Below are 19,180 nucleotides of genomic sequence, written 5' to 3' on the forward strand. Positions count from 1 at the left end.
GGTTCACTCCGCCGGGCTAGAACACGGCAGTTCCCTCACGCACGAGCTTCCAGTTGGCGACGAAGAAGTCCGCGGGATCGATGGAGCCCTTGGCCTGGGCCCAGTCGATGAGCAACTGGCGGATCTCCTGCTGCGCGTTGTACACCTGCGTCTTGACGATCCCGGGGAAGTTCCCGCCCCCGGAGCGCCGGTAGTTGTTCACCGCGACGACGAACTGCTCGGCGTCGCCGACCGGGGCGCCGGTGCCGGGGTGCACGAGCCGGGTGATGCGCTGGCCGACCGGCTTGGAGATGTCGATGTCGTACTCCACGCCCGAGAGCGTGTCGTAGTTGTAGTCCGGCACCGACGGGTCGCTGATCGTGGCCGGGTCCACCGGGGCGCCCGGGGCGAGCGTCACGAAGTACTTCGCCGAGTACTCGAGGTAGGCCCGCACCTCGGCGCCGGTGAGCACGACGGCCTCGAGCGTGTTGTCGTAGATGTAGAGCCCCGCGACGTCCTTGATCTTCACCTGCCCGGCCGGGAACAGCGCGGTGCGGGAGAAGGGCGCGGCGATCGACAGCACCGGCAGCGACGCGTACTGCCCGCCGGCCAGGGCCGCGGCCACGGTGTCGGTCTGCACCTTGTTGATGTAGTCGAGGATCGCCGTGTCCTTGTAGCGCGACTCGGCCGCCGAGAGCTCCTGCGTCGAGGTCGCGACGACCTGGTTGACGTAGGCGACGGTCGTGTTGTGCTGGGCCTTCACCGCGGCGAGCACGACGGGGTCGGCCGCGTACGCGTTGGTGTTGATGGTCGAGGCCGCCTTGGTGGTGATCTGCCAGCGGCCGTGGTCACGGCTGAGCGTGAAGTCCATCCGGGTGACCCGCTGGCCCCACTTCGACGGCTCGGACAGCAGCACCTGCGCGCCGGTCGCCGTGTTGGTCACGAAGCGCTGCGGCACGTCGTTGTGCGCGTGGCCGAACAGGATCGCGTCGATGCCCGGCACCTGCGCGGCGATGAGCGCCGACGGGTTCTCGTTGGGCAGCTCGGGGCCGTAGCTGCTGGTGCCGCTGTCGCCGCCGTGCGCGCTGATGAGCACGATGTCGGCGCCGCGGCGGCGCATCTCCGGCACGTACTTCGCCGCGGTCGCGACCATGTCGTCGAAGCGCAGCTTGCCCTCGACGTTGGCCCGGTCCCAGATGGCCACGCCGGGGTTGGTCAGGCCGAGGATGCCGACGCGCAGGTTGGGCGCGCCCCGGCCGAGGTCGACCTTCTTGATGACGTACGGCGTGAAGGCCGGCCGCCCCGTCTTGGCGTTCACGGCGTTCGCGGCCAGGGCCGGGAACCCGAGCTGGCGGATCCACAGGTCCAGCAGCGGCAGCCCGTAGTTGAACTCGTGGTTGCCCAGCGTCACGGCGTCGTAGCGGATGACGTTCATCGCCCGCGCCATCGGGTGCCGCTCGTGGGTGGTGGTGATCGGCTCCTGCTTGGCGTAGTACGTCGCCAGCGGTGTGCCCTGGATGGTGTCGCCGGCGTCGAGCACGAGGGTCGCCTTGCCGCGCCGCTCGGCCCGGATCGTGTTCACGACCGTCGCGGCCTTGGCCAGCCCGACGTCGTTGTGGGCGCTGTCGTCGTACTCCGCGTCGCGGTAGTAGTCCCAGTTGTAGACGTTGCCGTGCGTGTCGGAGGTGCCCAGCAGGGTCAGGTCCCAGGTCTTCGGGTCGCTCGGGTGCGCCTCGGCCGCCGAGCCGGCGACGAACGGGGCGGCCGCCGCGGCCGCGGCGGCCGCGAGGACCCCGCGCCGGGAGAGGTTGGTCATGTCACGCCTTCCATGGTGATCGGTCCGCCTCGTGGGCGTCCCGAGCACCATAACCGCCGATCAATGACTGGATCCCGTGCAGATATGTGGCAATGTCCACGCTTCCGACGAAGACGTGCTGGATGACGTACCCCTGCACCAGCCCCATGACGACCGCGGCCACCGCGCCCGGGTCCGCGCCGGGATCGACCAGCCCGGCGTCGCGCTGCCGCTCGACCAGCGCCGTGGCGCTGGCCCGGATGCGGCCGTAGATGCCGCCGACCAGCTCGGCGAACGCGGGGTCGTAGGCGGCCTCGCCCCACACCTGCACCGCGATGCGCACCGGCCCGCCGCCGCCGAGGTTGCGGTCGACCTGCCCGATGAGCTCGGCGAAGGCCTCGGGCAGGGCCGGGGGCGGGTCCTGGGCGAGCAGTTGCTCCAGGGTGTCGAGGATGATGCCGACCTTCTCCTCGGCGATGGCGCGGATGAGCTCGGCTTTACTGTTGAAGTACCGGTAGAACGCCCCGACCGAGAGCCCGGCCTCCTTGATCACGTCCTGCATCGAGGTCTGGTGGAAGCCGTTGCGCAGGAAGCACCGCGTGGCGGCGTCGAGGATCTGCTCACGGCGCGCGGCGAGGTGTGCTTCGGAGACGCGGGGCATGTCCCTGATAATAGAGCGAACGCTCGCTTTCCAACGCTCAGGTCCGGCCACGAGACCAGCTCACCGGCAGGCCGGCGCCACGCGGCGAGGCAGTCGCGGATCTTGGCGATGACGCCCGGCGGTGGGGCGTCGTGGCTCAACGGCGAGGCCCTCGAGCGCGTCGTGTGTGTCAGATAAGCCGGCGCCCTCCTTGCCGGTGACCTGCTTCCCGCCGAATCGCTGCCGGAAGGACCGCGTGGGACTAGCGAATCTCGTAGGTGCCATCCAACCGGGCCCGGCCGAGGAGGTGCCCGGTCATCGCGGCCACGGCGTTGTCGAGGGTGAATCCGGCCGGCAGGTCGAGGGCCTGATCGACGGCGAAAAGCTGGAACACGTACGCGTGGGGGCCGTGTGAGCGCACCGGCTTGGGGCCGACCCAGCCGCGCCGGCCCATCGGGCCCTTGCCGTGCACCAGACCCGGGACCGGGCTGGGGTTGGTGAGGGCATTCTCCTCGATCCTGGTCAGTGCGGGGTTGATGCCGAGCGCGAGCGCGTGCGTGGCCGGCTTGCTCATCGGTACGTCCGGGTCCTGCACGATCAGGACGAGTTCGGCGGCGCCGGGCGGTGGCGCCGTCCAGCTCAGGGCGGGCGAGAGGTTTGGGCCGAAGTAGCGGCCCTCGTACTTGTTCGGGATGGGCGTCCCGTGGTCGAAGGCAGGGCTGGTCAGGATGAAGTTCTGCGGGGCCTGCAGGTCGGGGCGGGCCCAGACGAGAGTGTGGTGACCGGCGCGCTTCTTGCGCAGGGCAACGCCGAGCGGGTTGGCGGGCATGGGGATCTCCTCGGTTCGGGAGGGCAGCGGTGCCGCTACCGATCATCACCTCTTTAGGTATACGAATCAAGTAGTTAGGTATATTAACGAGCCATGGAGCAGGACACACCGGAGGAGCCCGATCTCGGCGACCGGCTGCGCTCTGCCATCGGGCGCCTGTACCGCCGTTTCCGCGTGGAGCGACAGCCCGGCAGCCTCGGCGACGCCGCCTTCGACGTGCTCACCTACCTGCACAAACGCGGACCGCAGAGCCTGACCGACCTGAGCGAGCAGGCCGGGGTCTCGCCCGCCTCGATGAGTCAGAGCGTGAACCGGCTGACGTCGGCAGGCTACGCCGTACGCGGCCCGGATCCGGCCGATCGACGCAAGGTGCTCTTCGGCGTCACCGCGTCCGGCAGGGAACTCGCCGTCGCCGCTCGTGCCCGGCGCAATGCATGGCTGGATGAGCGGCTGCACGCGCTCAGCGCCGAGGATCGCGCGGTGCTCGCACGTGCGGCGCAGCTGCTCGACGACATCGCCGAGTCGTGATCGCAGGCCGGCCGATGGATGCCGCCCACGCATCGACGGGTGGTGGCTACCGCCCCGGTCCTAACGTGCCGGTGACGGCGTTGCCCTCCGACAGCGATGGCGGGCAACGCGGCTCCGGCGTCGATCGAGGTTCGCCAGGGTTTGACCAACCCGCAAGAGTTCGGCGGACCGTGAACGGCGCCGGAACCTCGGGACATTTCCACTCGGCCGTGTATGCCGGCCCAGTGCTTGACGCTGGAGCACGCGACGTCTCCGCCCAGGCCAACGGAGTAAGGCCCGGCATGCGATTCGCCTACGGCAAGGACTCAGAGGGCAACCTCATCGAGCTCGTCCAGCCAGCCTGATGAAAGGCGCACTCGCAGTCAGTGAACCCTCGGTGATGCCGGCCGCGAACTCCGAGGCCGAGCTCATACACCGCCCACGACGCAAGGGGCCAGCCGCGCCGGGCCGCTACGGCGTCACCGACCGACGTCCGCTCATCGGCATCTTGTGGACAGGAGGCCTCGTCCTCGCAGACCCTGCTACCCGCGGTAACGAGCGTTGGCCGGCCGCCGCGCACCAACGGACGTCTGACCTTGCTCGACACGTCTCCTCGCCGATGCTTCCGACTGCGCCGGAGGTCGGACAGTCCCCGGACGGGAGCCGGGGCAGATATGTTGCCGGGATGTACGGCGAAGTTGTTGCCCACTACGCGGCATTGCTCGAGTCATGGCCGCAGTTGGACGAGGGCATGGGCGTCACCTACGTCGAGGGCTCGAACCGTGACACCGTCGTGCGCGCGTTCGGCGGTGATCCGGCGGACGCGATGATCCTGGCTATCGATGAGGCGATCGACGTCGCGCTGGTCGAACGACCGAGCGTGGACACCGTCCTGGTCTGCGAGGTAGGCGAGTGGATCGTGGTCGTCGAGCCGCTCAGCGGCTACCGCGGCGAATCCGAGCCGGTGCTGCACGCCGTGGCGGGCGTGCGGGCCGTCAACGTGTTCTGGAGCATCGCCGGACCGGCCAGCTTCACCGTGGCGGTCGCCGGCGAGACGGCGCTCTGGCTGGATCTGAACAATCCCAGCAACGACGGCCTACCCGCCGGCGTCGTGCCGCTTGTCGAAGCCCTGGAACTGGCGGACCAGGACTGGTATGCGCCTGCGCTCGCGCTGGCCGAAATACTCACGGGCGTCCGGCTGACCGATGAGGTTCTTGCTGGCAAGTTCACTGTCCTGCTGCTGGCGAAGGAGTAGCCACGTCCTCACGCGCGGGTTCCGGTCGCTGTCGCGTACCTCGCGGCCAACTCCGGTAGTGTCGCTGCTTCCGCCGCATGATCGAGTGCACGGTCATCGGCAGGACAGGAAGTCTTGGCCTCGCCGCGCTGGTCACCCGCTGTAACGTGCACGTGCCTGCCGCCGCGCACCAACGGCGGCAGATTCGTAAACCTGATAAAGCTACGAGCGCGTCCGCAGCGGCAGAAGCGGATGGCCTCAGTCTCCTTGGCGTCTTCCGATCTGCAAGCACGACGACTGTCGACGTAGGCTCGGTCGGCATCGGCGCAGAGCCGCTCGCGAGCAGGATCATCTGCTGGGGAGTTCAGCTGGTGATGCGGCCCTCGGGGGTGTCGACCACGAAGCAGGCGCATTGCAGGATCTCCAGGAGTGCGGCACGGACCTGCCGGATCGCGTCGTCGTCCACGTCGAGGTGCAGCCGACAGTCGCGTGGGAAGCCGAGGGTCGCTGCGGCACGTGTGCCGAGTTCGAGGGAGAGAGCGTGGCCGATGAGGGTCCAGGCGCCTGGCCCTGGCGCGACCGTCCCGGCGCTGTTGATCACCTCGTCGACCCAGCCGTCGTAGCGCAGCCTGATCAGCACGACGTTGACTCCCGCGGTGCCCAGGATCAGCGTGAGCTCGTCATCGGTCTGCCGGACGTCGGCCCGGTCGATGCGCAGCGGCGGACTGTCCACGCCGCGACCGTATAGTGGCGTCGAACGCTTACGCGACAGATATACAGCAGTGCACGCGCGCACCTTGCGGCAATAGAGTGCGGTCGGGCCGTTCGGTGCATGCCCGCTCGGCACCCGGTCGGTTGACCATCGACCGCTCTGACAGGGCATGGTTACGATGGTGGCTCTACTCAGGACCTAGGAAAGAAGCGGCATGGGCCGCGCGCTGTCAGCCGGTACCCGGCACCAGATCACCCGCTTCGAAGCGAGCCGTGGCCTGCCGCCTCTGGCGGTCGAGGACGCCTTGCGGCGTTGGGGGGCCTTCCTCGGTGCGGTCGGTTGGCCACTGTATCTTCCGGAGCCGCACCTGCCGGGCCTTGACCCCTGGGATGATCGGGAGCTCATCGAGCGGGCCATCACCGCGCTGGGTCGGCGGCCTGGCCGCGACCTTGCCTGGGTGGTTGCGCCTCTCGATGCTGACTTCCTGGCTCGGACATTGCCGAATCCCTGCGCCCCTTTGGCGTGGCCGTGGTGGCGCCGTCGCTGCCACGACCTCGGCAAGATTTTGCAGGTTCCGTCCCAGGCCCCATAGCCTGCCCGGTCGGCGCCGTCAGCATTGCCACGGGCAGGATGGGACTGCTCGTGGAGAGTCCAGCGTCTGACTCGGTAGGTACGGCAAAGGGGCTGTAGTCGATGGCCTCCGACGTCGGCCCATACGCACTCTTCTCGGCACGATCGGAACACCGACCTCGCCGAGGAGTTGCTTACCGTCGGTGACGAGTGCTGGCCCGCCGCAGAGCGCCCGCAGCGGCAGATCCGGAAGGATCAGAATGGCTCGACCCATCGGGATAGCGACGCGTCGATAGAATCGTCGCCATCGACCTGCGACGACGTAAGGAGAGCTCGTTGGGCTGGACATGGTTTGCCCTCGGCTGTTGCTTCTTCTGCGTCCTAGTGGCCTTCATGCTGCGACGCAGGTAGCCGAATCCGTGATGGGTGCGCCCGAAGCCAGCCGACAGTCCGGACTCTCAGGAGGTACTGATCGAGCACTGGGCAGCAACCGGCTGGGACGAACAGGTGAGGCGACCCGCTTCAGAAGCCGTCGCACTGTTTTGGCGCTTCGCTCGCGAAAGTGGGGGATCACGCCGGCCGTGGAGGGGCACTGAGGCGCACTCATCTCGGCACGACAGGAAGCCTCGTCCTCGCAGACCCTGCTACCCGCAGTAACGAGCGTTGGCCGGCCGCCGCGCACCAACGGCGGCAGATCCGTGCGCCTGCTCGGTCGGAGTTTGGCCCTGCGCCGCAGCCTTCGTCCATGTGCGTCTCAGGGGTGTCCGGGGGCTGGAATGAGCCGGCCAACCGACGGAAGTCGAACGGGTGATCTACGTCGGTGTTTACGCGGTCGGTAGAGTGTCGCGGTGACCGATCCTCAGGCCTGTACCTGTGGCATCTGCGACGCCGGGGTCTCCGGCGACGGGGATCCCAGCCTCGGTCGGACGATCGACCGTGTGAAGAAGTACGGCTGGTCGATTCAAGGAGTCGCCGACTACGACGAGGACGAGCCGGACTGGGCGTACACGATCGGCCTCTGGCACTCCTTCAGATCTCCCGACCTGTGCATGTTCGGTCTTGATGTGGAGGACATGGTCGGTTGGCTCAACGACGTGGCGGAGCTCGTCGAGCGTGGTCTCCGTCCGCAGGTGGGCGACGTTGTTCCCGGGGTTCTCGAAGGTTTTCTGCTGCAGTTGCGTCCGGTCGACGAATCGTGGTTCGAAGGGCTGTTCGGGCAGTCGCTCGACTTCTACGGCAAGCCGTCCCCCATGCTGGAGCTCATCTGGCCCGACAGGAACGGCAAGCTGCCGTGGGAGGACGGCGTCGGAGCACGGTGCCGAGAGTGGCAGCCTCAGCTGTCGGTCCCCGTCGATCAGCACATCGTAGGTCCGTGGCGGGACATCGCCACGGAGGTCGACGAATCGTAGGAACGCGAGGCTCGCGTTTATGAACGCGGCCCGGTGGAGGTCACCACACCGACAACACCATCGCCTAATCGACAATCGCAACCACTGCGGAGCCAACACCCGGTATCGCATCCCTCCCGCCAAGATTTCGAGGGGCAAGATCGAGTGCGCGCTCATCGGCTACCATGAGTGCGCAGTCGACCAAGCGTCACCACTGTGCGGAGTGTCTACGGACAGTGACTTGAACTGTCTGTTGGTCCAGTTGTCCAAGACTGGCGGCCAACGGTCCATCCCGTTGTCAAGGTTCGTGGATCCACCGGCGGCAGGTGAGGTGGCGTCGAAAGGCGAACGTCCGGCTGTCGGGCTACTGTCATTCGGCCGGCGGCGCCGTCTCGCGTTTCACTCGTGCAGAGCGGTTGACGCGATCGGCCAGTGCGGTTGGGACATGAGCCGTCGGACACGCCGCTCGGACACGCCGATCTCGGCGGCGATGTCCGCCGGAGTCGCGTCCGGCCGCTCGGCAGAGAGTCGAGCGTCGGCCCCTGCGGTGCGTCCACCGCCGCTTCGGGAACGTCCACCATTCGGTCCACCCCCGTAAGTAGCAGGCGACGGATAGCCCGGACCTCCTCGAGGTCCACGGCGGGCCGATGTCCCGTTATCAGCCACGTCTGGACGTCAACGCCCGATGGTCGCGGGGGACCCTCGGGCCGGTCAGTGCTCCAACTCGGCGAAGCGCCGCTCCAAGCCGTCGACCAGCGCGTCCAGGCCGAGCTCGAAGGCCGAGTCGTCCACCTGGGTGTGCCGCCCCGCCAGCCGGTGTGCGTCGCGCAGGTGCGGGTAGTCGGCCGCGTACAGCGACGGGTCGTCGACGAAACCGAGTGCGAAGGAGCCCAGCGCCGAGCCCGCCACGAAGTACCGCATCGCCGCCCCGATCCGCGTCGCCTGCGCCGGGGGCCAGCCCGCGTCGACCAGGGCGCCGTAGACCGCGTCGGCCAGGCGCAGCGACGCCGGGCGGCGGGCCGGGCCGCGGGCCAGGAACGGGACCACGTTCGGGTGGGCCCGGAAGGCGGCCCGGTAGGCGCGGGCCCACGAGCGCAGTGCGGCCGGCCAGGGGTCGCGGCCCAGCATCGACAGGTCGACGCCCGCCACGATGGTGTCGCCGATCGCGTCGACGATCTCCTCCTTCGTGGCGAAGTGGTTGTACAGCGACGGCGCCTGCACGCCGAGCTCACGGGCCAGGCGGCGGGTCGAGAGGGCATCCAGGCCCTCCGCGTCCACGATCGCGGTGGCGACCTCGACGATCCGGTCGCGGCTCAGCAGTGGCGTTCGGGGACGGACCATGAGTACGATCCTAGAAACTAACAGCGTTAGTTAAGGAATCAGGCTATGGATCTGACCCTCAGCGACGAGCAGCAGGCCGTCCGGCGCATGACCGCCGAGTTCACCGACCGCGAGATCCTGCCCCATGCGGCGGCCTGGGACCGGGCCGAGCAGGTCGACCTCCAGATCGTCAAGAAGCTCGCCGACCTGGGACTGTTCGGCGTCACGATCCCCGAGGAGCACGGCGGCAGCGGGGGCGACCACCTGACCTACTGCCTGGTCCTGGAGGAGCTGGGCCGCGGCGACTCGTCGGTGCGCGGGATCGTCTCGGTCTCGCTCGGGCTGGTGGCCAAGACGATCCTGCAGCGGGGGACCGCGAGCCAGAAATCGCACTGGCTGCCCCGGCTGTGCTCCGGGGAGGACCTGGCCTGCTTCGCGCTGACCGAGCCCGACACCGGCTCCGACGCCGGGAACCTGGCCACCCGCGCCACCAGGGTCGACGGCGGCTGGCGCATCGACGGGGCCAAGATGTTCATCACCAACGGGACCTGGGCGAGCGTGGCGCTCGTCTTCGCGCGCACCGGCGGGCCCGGGCCGAAGGGCGTCTCGGCGTTCCTGGTGCCGATGCCCAGCGAGGGCCTGCAGGTCACCGAGATCCACGGCAAGCTCGGCCTGCGCGGCCAGGCGACCGCGATGCTCAGCTTCGACGACGTGTTCGTGCCCGCCGCGAACCTGCTCGGCGAGGAGGGCGAGGGCTTCAAGATCGCCATGGCGGCGCTGGCCAAGGGGCGGATGTCGCTCGCCGCCGGCTGCGTCGGGATCATCCAGGGCTGCCTGGACGCGGCGACCGGCTACGCGACCCAGCGCGAGCAGTTCGGCAAGAAGATCGCGTCGTTCCAGCTCGTGCAGCAGCTGCTCGCCGACATCGCCGTGGAGGCCGACGCGGCGCGGCTGCTCACCTGGCGGGTCGCCGACCTCATCGACCGCGGGCAGCCGTTCGCCACCGAGTCCTCGACCGCGAAGCTCTACGCCAGCGAGGCGGCGGTCCGCGCGGCCAACGCCGCCCTGCAGGTCTTCGGCGGCTACGGGTACATCGACGAGTACCCCGTGGGCAAGTACCTGCGCGACGCGCGGGTCACTACCGTGTACGAAGGCACCAGCCAGATCCAGAAGCTCATCATCGGCCGTGCTCTCACCGGCGTGAGCGCGTTCGCGTAAAGGGGCCCAGCACCGTGATCGACGTCGTCAATCCCGCCACCGAACAGGTCGTCGGCTCCGTCCCGCCCGGCTCGGCCGACACCGTCTCGGGCGCCGTCGCGGCCGCCCGCGCCGCCCAGCCCGCCTGGGCCGCCCTCCCCCGCGCCGAGCGGGCCGATCGCCTCCAGGCGCTGCTGGACGCGATGACCGCCGCCGCGCCCGAGCTCGCCGCGCTGATCAGCTCCGAGATGGGCGCGCCGCTGCCGATCGCCCGCAAGGTGCAGGTCGGGCTGCCGCTGGCCACCCTCGGCTCGATGGTCGCGTTGCTGCGCCGCCCGGAGGAGCCCGAGCGCATCGGCAACTCCGAGGTGTACCGCGAGCCGGTCGGCGTCGTCGGGGCGATCACGCCCTGGAACTACCCGCTGCACCAGACGATCGCGAAGGTGGCGCCCGCGCTCGCGGCCGGCAACACGGTGGTGCACAAGCCCAGCGAGGTCGCCCCGCTGTCGGCCAACCGCCTCGCCGAGCTCGTGCGGGCCGCCGGGATCCCCGACGGGGTCTACAACGTGGTCCACGGCTACGGCGACCCGGCGGGCGCGGCCCTGGCCGGGCACCCGGGCATCGACCTGATCTCGTTCACCGGCTCCACCGCCGCCGGGCGCAAGGTCGCCGCGCTCGCCGCCGCCAACGTCACCCGGGTCGCGCTCGAGCTCGGCGGCAAGTCGGCCAACGTGATCCTGCCCGACGCCGACCTCGCCGCCGCGGTCAAGGTCGGCATCGGCAACTGCTACCTCAACTCCGGCCAGACGTGCACGGCCTGGACGCGGATGCTCGTGCCCGAGTCCCGCCACGACGAGGCCGTGGAGCTGGCGGTCGCGGCCGCGGCGAAGTACACCGTCGGCGACCCGGCCGACCCGGCCACCCGTCTGGGCCCGCTCGCCTCGGCGGCGCAGCGCGACCGGGTCCTCGGCTACATCGAGCGCGGGCGGCGGGACGGGGCGACGATGGCGTTCGGCGGCGGCGCGGTGCCGTCCGTCGGCTACTACGTGGCCCCGGTGGTCTTCGCGGGCGTCGACCCCGCCGACGCCATCGCCCAGGAGGAGATCTTCGGGCCGGTGCTGTCGATCATCCGGTACCGCGACGAGGACGACGCCGTCCGCATCGCCAACGCCACCAAGTACGGGCTGGCCGGCGCGGTCTGGTCCGCCGACCGCGACCGGGCGGTGGCCTTCGCCCGGCGCATGCGCACCGGCCAGGTCGACATCAACGGCGGCGCCTTCAACCCGCTCGCGCCGTTCGGCGGCATCGGGCACTCGGGCTACGGCCGCGAGCTCGGGGTGCACGGCTACGACGAGTTCACCGCCGTGAAGTCGGTGCAGCTGTGACCCGGGCCGCGGTGCTGCGCTCGCTCGACGGGCCGCCGGCCCTGGAGGAGATCGAGCTCAACCCGACCGGGCCCGGGCAGGTGCGGGTGCGCCTCGCCGCCGCCGGGGTCTGCCACTCCGACCTGTCGCTGGCCAACGGCACCCTGCGCCAGCCGCTGCCGGCCGTGCTCGGCCACGAGGGCGCCGGGGTCGTCGTCGAGGTCGGCGAGGGCGTGACGGACGTCGCCGAGGGCGACCACGTGGTGCTGAACTGGTCGCCGCCGTGCCGCGCCTGCTGGCACTGCGAGCACGGCGAGCCCTACCTGTGCCTGCACGCCGACGACGCCCGCGCGGTGCCCTTCGCCACGGTGGGCGGCGAGCCGGTCTACGCGGGCCTGGGCACCGGCGCGTTCGCGGCCGAGACGGTGCTCGGCGCGCACGCGTGCATCCCGGTCCCGGCCGACATCCCGCTCGCCGAGGCCGCCCTGCTCGGCTGCGCCGTGCTCACCGGCGTCGGCGCCGTCACGAACGCGGCCCGGGTCCAGGCGGGCCAGACGGTCGCGGTCATCGGGCTCGGCGGGGTCGGGCTGGCCGCGATCCAGGGCGCCCGGCTGGCCGGCGCGTCCGAGATCATCGCGGTGGACCCGGGCCCGGCCAAGGAGGAGCTCGCCCGCTCGCTCGGCGCCACGCACTTCCTGGCCCCCCACGCGGGGCTGGCCAAGGAGATCCGGGCGCTCACCGGCGGGCTCGGCGCGGACCACGCGATCGAGTGCGTGGGGCGCGGGGAGACGATCCGGGCCGCCTGGTCCGCCACCCGCCGCGGCGGCACCGCGACGGTGGTCGGGCTCGGCTCGGCGCAGGACCCGGTGACGTTCAACGCCCTCGAGGTCGCGTTCTTCGCCCGGACCATCGTCGGCTGCATGTACGGCAGCACCGACCCCGCCGTCGACGTGCCGATCCTGCTGGAGCACTACCGGGCCGGCCGGCTGAACCTGGCCGCGCTCGTCTCCGACGAGGTGGACCTGTCCGGCGTCGGCGAGGCGTTCAGCCGGATGCGGGCCGGTCAGGGAGCGCGGACGCTGATCCGGTTCTAGCGACCGTGCCGAGCACGACCCGGACCACGGCGTCCGGGTCGTCGCTCATCGGCACGTGCCCGCAGCCGGGCAGCTCCACGAAGCACGCGGCCGGCAGGACCTCGCGGGCCCGCCGGGCCTGCACGGGCCGCAGGATCCGGTCCCGGTCGCCCCACGCGACGGTGATCGGGACCGTTCCCGGGTCGCCGGTGAACGCGTAGGTCGCCCCGTGCCGGGCCACCGCCGCGAAGCCCTTGCCGCCGCGCAGGGCCAGGGTGTCGGCCAGGGCCCGCTCGGGCGTGAAGTACGACGTGTCGCTGACGAGCGGGGCGAAGGAGAACCGGCGGCCGAACGCGGTGCGGTAGAACGCGCGCAGCACCGGCGCCGGGGTGAACGCGCCGAGGCGCATGCTGCGCAGCGTCCGCAGGGCCCGGCGCACCTGGGCCGGGGTGGCGAAGCCGGCCGGGGAGAGCGCGGTCGCCGAGCGCGCCAGGCCGGCCACGGCCAGCTCCAGCGCGATCGCGCCGCCGAGGCTGTTGCCGGCCACGTGCGGGCGGTCGAGGCCGAGGCCGGCGAAGAGCTCGCCCAGCGCGGCGACGGCGGTCGGCATGCCCCGGTTCACGGCGGGGGCGGGCGAGCGGCCGAAGCCGGGCAGGTCCAGCGCGATCACGTCGTGGCGCTCGGCGAGGCGGTCGAGCACGGGCTCCCACGCCCGCCAGTGGTGCCCGATGCCGTGGATGAGCACCAGGGGCCCGCCGTGCCCCCGGCGGACGAAGTGGACCGTCATGCGGTCACCTCCTGGTAGGCGTCGCGGTCGAAGCGGCGCATCTTCAGGCGGTACGCCCACGTCGAACCGGGCCAGAGGGTCGAATTGCGGCCGGTGGAGTCGAGATACCAGCTGCGGCAGCCGGTCGCCCAGACGGTGCCGGCCATGCGGCGGTCGACCCGGGCCACGAAGCGCGCCTGGGCCTCGGGGCGGGGCTCCAGCGCCCGGATGCCCGTGCGGTCCAGGGTCTTGAGGGCGGCGAGGACGTACGCGATCTGGGCCTCGATCATCAGCACGACCGAGTTGTGGCCGAGGCCGGTGTTGGGTCCCAGCAGCAGGAAGAGGTTCGGGAAGCCGGCCACGGTGGTGCCGCGCAACGCCTGCGGGCTGCCCTGCCAGTGCTCGGCCAGGCTGCGGCCGTCGCGGCCGCGGATGCGCTCGGCGATCGGCAGGTCGGTCACCCGGAAGCCGGTGCCGAAGACGATGACGTCGGCCGGGTGCTCGGTGCCGTCGCGGGTGACGACGGCGTGCGGGCGGACCTCGGCGATCGCGTCGGTGACGACCTCGACGTTGTCGCGCGCCAGGGCCGGGTAGTAGTCGTCGGACTTGAGCACGCGCTTGCAGCCCATCCGGTAGTCCGGGGTGAGCCGGGCCCGCAGCGCCGGGTCGCGCACGGCCCGGCGCAGGTTCGCCAGCGCCGCCCGCTCGGCCAGCCGCATGAGCGCCGGGCGCAGGAAGGCCAGCACCGTCGCCTCGGTCTGCCAGTACGCGAGGGCGCGCACGAGCCGCTGGACGCCGGGGATGCGGCCGTACATCCGCTGCTCCCACGGCCGCAGGAGGCGCTCACCCCGGGGCATCACCCACGCCGGGGTGCGCTGGAACAGGGTGAGCGTCCCGGCGACGGGCTGGATCGCGGGGACGATCTGGATCGCGGACGCGCCGGTGCCGATCACCGCGACCCGGCGCCCGGCCAGCTCGGCGTCGTGGTTCCAGCGGGCGGAGTGGAACGCCTCGCCGCGGAACGTCTCGAGGCCCGGCAGCTTCGGGATCACCGGCTCGTTGAGCGGCCCGCCGGCGGCGATGAGCACGTCGGCCGTCCACGTGCCGGCCGACGTCTCGATGCGCCAGCGGCCGTGGTCCCAGGCGGCGGCGCGCACCTCGGTGCCGAAGCGGATCGCGGGCCGCACGCCGAAGCGGTCGGCGCACGCGCGCAGGTAGGCCCAGATCTCGTCCTGCGGGGAGTAGGTGCTCGTCCAGCGCGGGTTCAGGGCGAAGGAGAAGGAGTACACCTGGCTCGGCACGTCGCAGGCGCAGCCCGGGTAGCTGTTCTCGCGCCAGGTGCCGCCGAGCTCGTCGGCGCGCTCGAACACGACGAAGTCCGTCCGGCCGCGCTGCTTGAGCCGGATGGCGGCGCCCAGGCCCCCGAAGCCCGCGCCGATGATCGCGATGCGCGTATGCATTGGCGGCCCCCTTGGTACTGTCCGGTACCAAGGGACGTTACCATCGGGTACGACATGACAAAAGGCCCGCCCCGGGGGCGGGCCTTTCGCTTGGCGCAGTGCGCTTGCCGGATCACATGCCGAGCAGGCGGTCCAGGTAGTCGCGGTAGCCCCGCACGGCCGCGCGCAGGCGCTCGGTGTCGTCGCCGGGCTCGTGCTGCCAGTTCGCGAGGTCGCGGCGCTGGGCCTGCAGGGCGTTCGTGATGGTCTCGACGGCCTCGCCGACCAGCGCGTCGGCCTCGTCGGCGACCGAGCGGGGGTCGTCGATGAAGCGCAGCTGCAGCTCGCGCCAGCGCTCGCGCAGGCCGTCGACGGCGCCGTCGGCCCACACCGCCCCGACGGCCGTCACGTCCACCGACCCCGGCGTCGAGGCCACCGGCTCATGGTCGACCGGCTCGCTCTCCCCGGCCTCCACGACCCGCTCGCCGGCCGCCGGCCCGTCCAGGTCCGCCGGCCCGTCCAAGTCCGTCGGCTCGTCCAGGTCCGTCGAGCCCGCGCGGATCTGGGTCGCGTGCTCCGCGGCCCACTCCTGGTCCTCCCGCACCTCGGCGGTCGCGACCCGGTCCTCGTCGCGCTCATCCTCGCCGTCCACGACCTCGCCGTCCACGACCTCGCCGTCCACGACGACCTCGTCCCGGTCGATCACCCGGGTCTCGTCGTCGCGCTCCTCCCCGGCCAGGGCGTCGTCGCGGTCGACCACCTCGACGTCGTCGCGTTCGGCCAGGTCCGGATCGGCCGAGCCCGACGCGTACGTCGCGGCCGGGTAGCGCTCCTCGTCCGGGTGCGGCGCCTGGTCCTCGTCCGGGTGGGGTGCGTGCGCGGTGCCGACCGCCACGTGATCGTCGTCGTGCTCACCGTCGCGCTGCCCGGGCACGTACGTCTGGTGGTGCTCCTGCTGCTGCGTCATCGCCGAAAGATCCTTCCCCGGCCCTACGACCGGCTGCGGGTGTCGTGCGGATGCGGCAGGCGGCCGCCGGTGCGCTGGGCGGGCACGCCGTCGAGGGCGTCGTCATCGTCGGCGCGGTGCAGCTCGGCGTCGTGGCGCGCCCCGGGGTCGTCGAACCCGGTGACGTGCTCGGCGTCGTGCTCGGCCGCGCGGGCGGCCGCCTCGGCGTGGTCCTCGCGGTCGGCCGGCCGGTCGGCGACCGTGTCGGCGGCATCGCGACGGGCGGCGTCGTGGTGAGCGGCGCCGGGGGTGACGTCGGTGCCGAGAAGCTCGGAGAAGAGCGTGCGGTAGTGCACGACGGCCTGGCGCAGCTGCTCCGTCGTGGCCTCGCCACGCTGCGAGAGCTGGGAGATCTCGTGGGCGTCGCGGTAGTGCCCGAGGGTGCGGGCGTGCTCGACGGACAGGTGGGCGAGGTGCTGCTCGTAGTCGCCGGTGGGGTACCCGCGCTCGGCGACGAGCTCGGTCACCAGGGCGTCGGCGTCGCGGACGGCGCCGGACGGGTCGTCCAGGAAGCGGGCCTGGATCTCCTCCCACTTGCTGGTGTACCGGGCCCGGGACTGCGGGGAGAGCTCCTTGATCTCGAGCTCGGCGTGGCGCCGTTCGCGCTCACGCAGCTCGCGCTCGGCGGCGAGGCGGCTGTCCCCCTCGGCTACGGCCCGGTCGTACTCGGGGCCGAACCGGTTCTGCAGGGCCCGCCGCCGGGTGACGAACCAGATGCCGTAGCCGAGCGCGGCGATCACGACCAGGACAATGATCGTGACCAATACTTGGGTGGCTGTCATGGCGGTCCTCCTTCAATGGAGGTATTCCCGCCCGTCACCCTCGCTCAAACGGGGTTCATGCGCCGACTAGGTGGTTGAGGAAGTCCCGGTAGCCGTGGACGGCCGCCCGGAGCTGCTCGGTGTCGTCCCGGCCGGACGCCCGCCAGTTGCTGAGCTGGTCCTTGCGCGCGTTGAGCGAGGCGGTCACCCCGGCGAGGGCGTCGTCCACGAGCCGCTCGGCCTCCCCGGCCGCGGTCTGTGGGTCGTCGACGAAGCGCAGCTGCAGCTCCTGCCACCGGGTGCGCACCTCGTACGCGTGCGCCTCACTCGTCAGCGGCGCGGTCACCGCGAAGCCGGTCCCGCCGAACGGCACCGACGACATCGGCGCCGCGGCCGGGACCATCGCCGGGGCGCTCTGACCCATCGCCGGGGCCATCGGCTGCCCCATCGCCTGCGGCTGGGCCATCGGCGCGGCGGCCTGGCCCATCGCCGGGGCCATCGGCGTGCCCCCTGGTGCCATCGGCGTGCCCCCGGGTGCCATGGGCGTGCCCCCGGGTGCCATGGGCGTGCCCCCCGGTGCCATGGGCGCGGCGCCGGCCGTGGGGGACGGCGGGCGAGGCTGGGCCACCGGTGCGGCCGGGGCCGTCTCCTCCAGCTCGTCCTCGTCCTCCTTGCCGCCGCGCAGCAGGATCCAGCCGCCGACCGCCAGGGCCAGCACCACCAGGCCGATCGTGATGGTCGTGGAGTTCATGTCGGTACCACCCCTCACAGTCCGAGGATGCGATCGAGGAACTCGCGGTAGTCACGCAGCGATGCGCGCAGGTTCTCCGTGTCCAGCCCGCGGGCGGCCCGCTGCTGGTGCAGCTGGCCCCGGCGCGCGTCCAGCGACGCGCTCAGCGAGGCCACCGCCTCCTGCACGAGCCGCTCCGCCTCGCCGGCCACCAGGTGCGGGTCGTCGATGAAGCGCAGCTGGAGCTCCTGCCACTTGGCCTTGATGCGCTGCCGGTCGCTGTCGTTCCACAGCGCCGCCAGGGTGCCCGCCGGGCCGCCGGCCGCCCGGTACGGCGAGCCGTTGACCGCCGCCGAACCGAACCCCGGGGCCGGCCCACTGACCGGCGCCGCCCCGCCGACGGGCACCGCCCCGCTGCCCGGTGCGGACCCGTCCGTGGGGGCCGCGGAAACGCTCTCCGGCGCGGGCGGGGCGTCCTCATCCGGTTGGGGCGCCAGCTCGTCGCCTTCAGGTTGCATGCGCGCGTTCCTCTCCATCGGGAGGTGCCGCGATACCCCGGTACACCGGGGCAAAAGCCACTCCCGAGGGTGACCCCGGACACGCTTGCGGGCCTTCGCAAGTCCGCCGCAAGTGCTCGCCAAGTCCGTCACGGCAGAGTGCTGAGCATGACGAACTCCTGCAAGTCCTGGGCCGGCCCGACCTTCGCCTCCCCCGCGACCTCAGCCGCGCACGTGGACGCCGCGCACCTGGACAAGGGCAAAAGCGCCGCTGGTGCGCCATGACGCGGGCAGTCCGCGCTCCGCGTCCGCGGCCAGTCCGGTCACCACATCCGACTTCACCGTCCTCAGCGCGGCGACCGGGCCCGGGAAGTACGCGCTGACCTCCTCGAACGGCGTGTCCACCGGCCAGCGCCGATCCCCCACCAGGCGGCGGTAGTTGAGATCCCCCTTGAGGATGGTCAGCTCCGCCGCCGCGAACCGGGCCGCGAGCCCGTCCGGCGCGTCGTGGAAGGTCAGCGGCGCGCAGTAGAAGTCCTCCGTGTACAGCTCCAGCTGCCCCCGGCGCAGCGCACCGTCCAGCCGCCCGCCGATCGCACTGCCGGCGGGAAAGCGCCCGAGCTCGGCCAGCACGTCGGCGCTCAGCGCGTCGGAGACGAAGTACGGCGCCGGCTTGACGTGCAGCTCGACCCGCGACGCGCGCCCCGTGCGCAGCAGGAAGTCGATGAGCACCAGGTCGGGCAGCAGCTCCCGCCCCGCGTTGTCGGCGACCACGATCACCGTGCCGCCGCGGGTGAGGCTCCACATCCGCGCGCTGTCGTCCACCAGCAGCTCCTCGACGCGGTCCGCGTGCGACGCCACCAGCCCGAACCCGAGGTCGGCCCGGTTGCCCCACACCGCCGCCCGCACCACGCCCGCGGCCTGCTCGTCCTCCGGGAGCGCCCGCAGCGCGTCGAGCTCGGCCAGCTCCCGCTCCCCCGGCAGATCGGCGGCCTTCTGCGGCCCGAACGGGTCGATCCCCCGCCAGGCACCCGGCGCGTAGTAGCCCACCGCGTCCAGCAGCCGGCGGTAGAAGAAGTTCTCGGCGAAGAGGAACGGCACGTCGTACCACGACCGCCCCCACATCCCCGCACCCCAGACCGCCCACGCCGCGGCGTCGTGCTCGCGGTCGTCCAGCGGCGCGACGGCCTGCTCGTGCAAGAGCATTTCCAGCCGCTTCCGTACCTGCGGCGCGTACGGATATGCCGCCAGCACCTTGGCCACGATCGCCGCGTGCCGGTCGCGCAGCACCGAATGCGGAAACGAGCTCGGGTCACTGCTGACGATCACGGGTGGCTCGACGGGCATGGGGGCAGTATCGCCCGTAAACTCGA

20 protein-coding genes are annotated in these 19,180 nt (G+C 71.6%); 8 read left to right on the forward strand and 12 right to left on the reverse strand.

The annotated features are described in order from the left end of the window. Positions 1-16: 16 nt before the first annotated feature. The 3 genes from ACQP2P_RS36280 to ACQP2P_RS36290 all read right to left on the reverse strand — a co-directional run bounded on the left by ACQP2P_RS36280 (position 17) and on the right by ACQP2P_RS36290 (position 3,243). Complete coding sequence (locus tag ACQP2P_RS36280; protein ID WP_433608710.1) at positions 17-1,795, reverse strand: bifunctional metallophosphatase/5'-nucleotidase; 1,779 nt, start codon at positions 1,793-1,795, stop codon at positions 17-19. 1 nt (position 1,796) lies between these two features. Further along, positions 1,797-2,435, reverse strand: coding sequence for a TetR/AcrR family transcriptional regulator (locus tag ACQP2P_RS36285; protein ID WP_433608712.1), 639 nt, complete (start codon positions 2,433-2,435; stop codon positions 1,797-1,799). Between the two features lie 241 nt (positions 2,436-2,676). Further along, complete coding sequence (locus ACQP2P_RS36290) at positions 2,677-3,243, reverse strand: YbhB/YbcL family Raf kinase inhibitor-like protein (protein WP_433608714.1); 567 nt, start codon at positions 3,241-3,243, stop codon at positions 2,677-2,679. A gap of 93 nt (positions 3,244-3,336) precedes the next feature. Here ACQP2P_RS36290 and ACQP2P_RS36295 point away from each other — a divergent pair, with 93 nt between their 5' ends. From ACQP2P_RS36295 to ACQP2P_RS36305, 3 genes are all read left to right on the forward strand, one after another. Further along, complete coding sequence (locus ACQP2P_RS36295) at positions 3,337-3,771, forward strand: MarR family winged helix-turn-helix transcriptional regulator (protein WP_433608716.1); 435 nt, start codon at positions 3,337-3,339, stop codon at positions 3,769-3,771. A gap of 224 nt (positions 3,772-3,995) precedes the next feature. Then, positions 3,996-4,115 (forward strand): VOC family protein, encoded by a 120-nt coding sequence (locus ACQP2P_RS36300; protein WP_433608718.1) that lies wholly within the window; start codon positions 3,996-3,998, stop codon positions 4,113-4,115. 320 nt (positions 4,116-4,435) lie between these two features. Beyond that, complete coding sequence (locus ACQP2P_RS36305) at positions 4,436-5,005, forward strand: DUF6461 domain-containing protein (protein WP_433608720.1); 570 nt, start codon at positions 4,436-4,438, stop codon at positions 5,003-5,005. 343 nt (positions 5,006-5,348) lie between these two features. On the opposite strand, the gene ACQP2P_RS36310 is transcribed toward ACQP2P_RS36305, so the two are convergent. Further along, on the reverse strand, positions 5,349-5,717 hold the full coding sequence (locus ACQP2P_RS36310) for a hypothetical protein (protein WP_433608722.1): 369 nt from the start codon (positions 5,715-5,717) through the stop codon (positions 5,349-5,351). Positions 5,718-5,910: 193 nt separating this feature from the next. On the opposite strand from ACQP2P_RS36310, the gene ACQP2P_RS36315 reads away from it, so the two are divergent. Both ACQP2P_RS36315 and ACQP2P_RS36320 read left to right on the forward strand, forming a co-directional pair. After that, positions 5,911-6,288, forward strand: a complete 378-nt coding sequence (locus ACQP2P_RS36315) for a hypothetical protein (protein ID WP_433608724.1) — start codon at positions 5,911-5,913, stop codon at positions 6,286-6,288. Between the two features lie 826 nt (positions 6,289-7,114). Then, entirely contained in the window at positions 7,115-7,675 is a 561-nt protein-coding gene (locus ACQP2P_RS36320; protein WP_433608726.1) for a DUF4262 domain-containing protein, read from the forward strand. A 690-nt stretch (positions 7,676-8,365) separates the two neighbouring features. On the opposite strand, the gene ACQP2P_RS36325 is transcribed toward ACQP2P_RS36320, so the two are convergent. Beyond that, positions 8,366-8,995: a TetR/AcrR family transcriptional regulator gene (locus ACQP2P_RS36325; RefSeq protein WP_433608728.1), complete on the reverse strand. Its 630-nt coding sequence runs from the start codon at positions 8,993-8,995 to the stop codon at positions 8,366-8,368. 45 nt (positions 8,996-9,040) lie between these two features. Here ACQP2P_RS36325 and ACQP2P_RS36330 point away from each other — a divergent pair, with 45 nt between their 5' ends. The 3 genes from ACQP2P_RS36330 to ACQP2P_RS36340 are packed head-to-tail and all read left to right on the forward strand — an operon-like array spanning position 9,041 to position 12,629. Continuing rightward, positions 9,041-10,192 carry an acyl-CoA dehydrogenase family protein gene (locus tag ACQP2P_RS36330; RefSeq protein ID WP_433608730.1) on the forward strand — a complete coding sequence of 384 codons (1,152 nt, stop codon included), beginning with the start codon at positions 9,041-9,043 and terminating at the stop codon, positions 10,190-10,192. A 14-nt stretch (positions 10,193-10,206) separates the two neighbouring features. Next, the gene (locus ACQP2P_RS36335; RefSeq protein WP_433608732.1) at positions 10,207-11,556 is read left to right on the forward strand and encodes an aldehyde dehydrogenase family protein; all 1,350 of its coding nucleotides are present in this window, start codon (positions 10,207-10,209) and stop codon (positions 11,554-11,556) included. Further along, positions 11,553-12,629, forward strand: coding sequence for a Zn-dependent alcohol dehydrogenase (locus tag ACQP2P_RS36340; RefSeq protein WP_433608734.1), 1,077 nt, complete (start codon positions 11,553-11,555; stop codon positions 12,627-12,629). The genes ACQP2P_RS36335 and ACQP2P_RS36340 overlap by 4 nt, the downstream gene beginning before the upstream one ends. Here the strand turns inward: ACQP2P_RS36340 and ACQP2P_RS36345 are convergent. From ACQP2P_RS36345 to ACQP2P_RS36375, 7 genes are all read right to left on the reverse strand, one after another. Next, positions 12,580-13,395 carry an alpha/beta fold hydrolase gene (locus ACQP2P_RS36345; protein WP_433608736.1) on the reverse strand — a complete coding sequence of 272 codons (816 nt, stop codon included), beginning with the start codon at positions 13,393-13,395 and terminating at the stop codon, positions 12,580-12,582. The genes ACQP2P_RS36340 and ACQP2P_RS36345 overlap by 50 nt on opposite strands. Then, positions 13,392-14,834, reverse strand: coding sequence for a flavin-containing monooxygenase (locus tag ACQP2P_RS36350; protein WP_433608738.1), 1,443 nt, complete (start codon positions 14,832-14,834; stop codon positions 13,392-13,394). Before ACQP2P_RS36350 ends, ACQP2P_RS36345 begins: the two co-directional genes overlap by 4 nt. A 112-nt stretch (positions 14,835-14,946) precedes the next feature. Continuing rightward, complete coding sequence (locus tag ACQP2P_RS36355; RefSeq protein WP_433608740.1) at positions 14,947-15,780, reverse strand: hypothetical protein; 834 nt, start codon at positions 15,778-15,780, stop codon at positions 14,947-14,949. A gap of 23 nt (positions 15,781-15,803) precedes the next feature. Further along, positions 15,804-16,601, reverse strand: a complete 798-nt coding sequence (locus ACQP2P_RS36360) for a hypothetical protein (protein WP_433608742.1) — start codon at positions 16,599-16,601, stop codon at positions 15,804-15,806. A 55-nt stretch (positions 16,602-16,656) separates the two neighbouring features. Beyond that, on the reverse strand, positions 16,657-17,331 hold the full coding sequence (locus ACQP2P_RS36365) for a hypothetical protein (protein WP_433608744.1): 675 nt from the start codon (positions 17,329-17,331) through the stop codon (positions 16,657-16,659). A 14-nt stretch (positions 17,332-17,345) separates the two neighbouring features. Beyond that, entirely contained in the window at positions 17,346-17,828 is a 483-nt protein-coding gene (locus ACQP2P_RS36370; protein ID WP_433608746.1) for a hypothetical protein, read from the reverse strand. A gap of 201 nt (positions 17,829-18,029) precedes the next feature. Further along, positions 18,030-19,154: a damage-control phosphatase ARMT1 family protein gene (locus ACQP2P_RS36375; RefSeq protein WP_433608748.1), complete on the reverse strand. Its 1,125-nt coding sequence runs from the start codon at positions 19,152-19,154 to the stop codon at positions 18,030-18,032. Between the last annotated feature and the right edge of the window lie 26 nt (positions 19,155-19,180).

Origin of the sequence: Dactylosporangium sp. CA-139114, assembly GCF_050955725.1 — a bacterium.
Lineage (GTDB): Bacteria > Actinomycetota > Actinomycetes > Mycobacteriales > Micromonosporaceae > Dactylosporangium.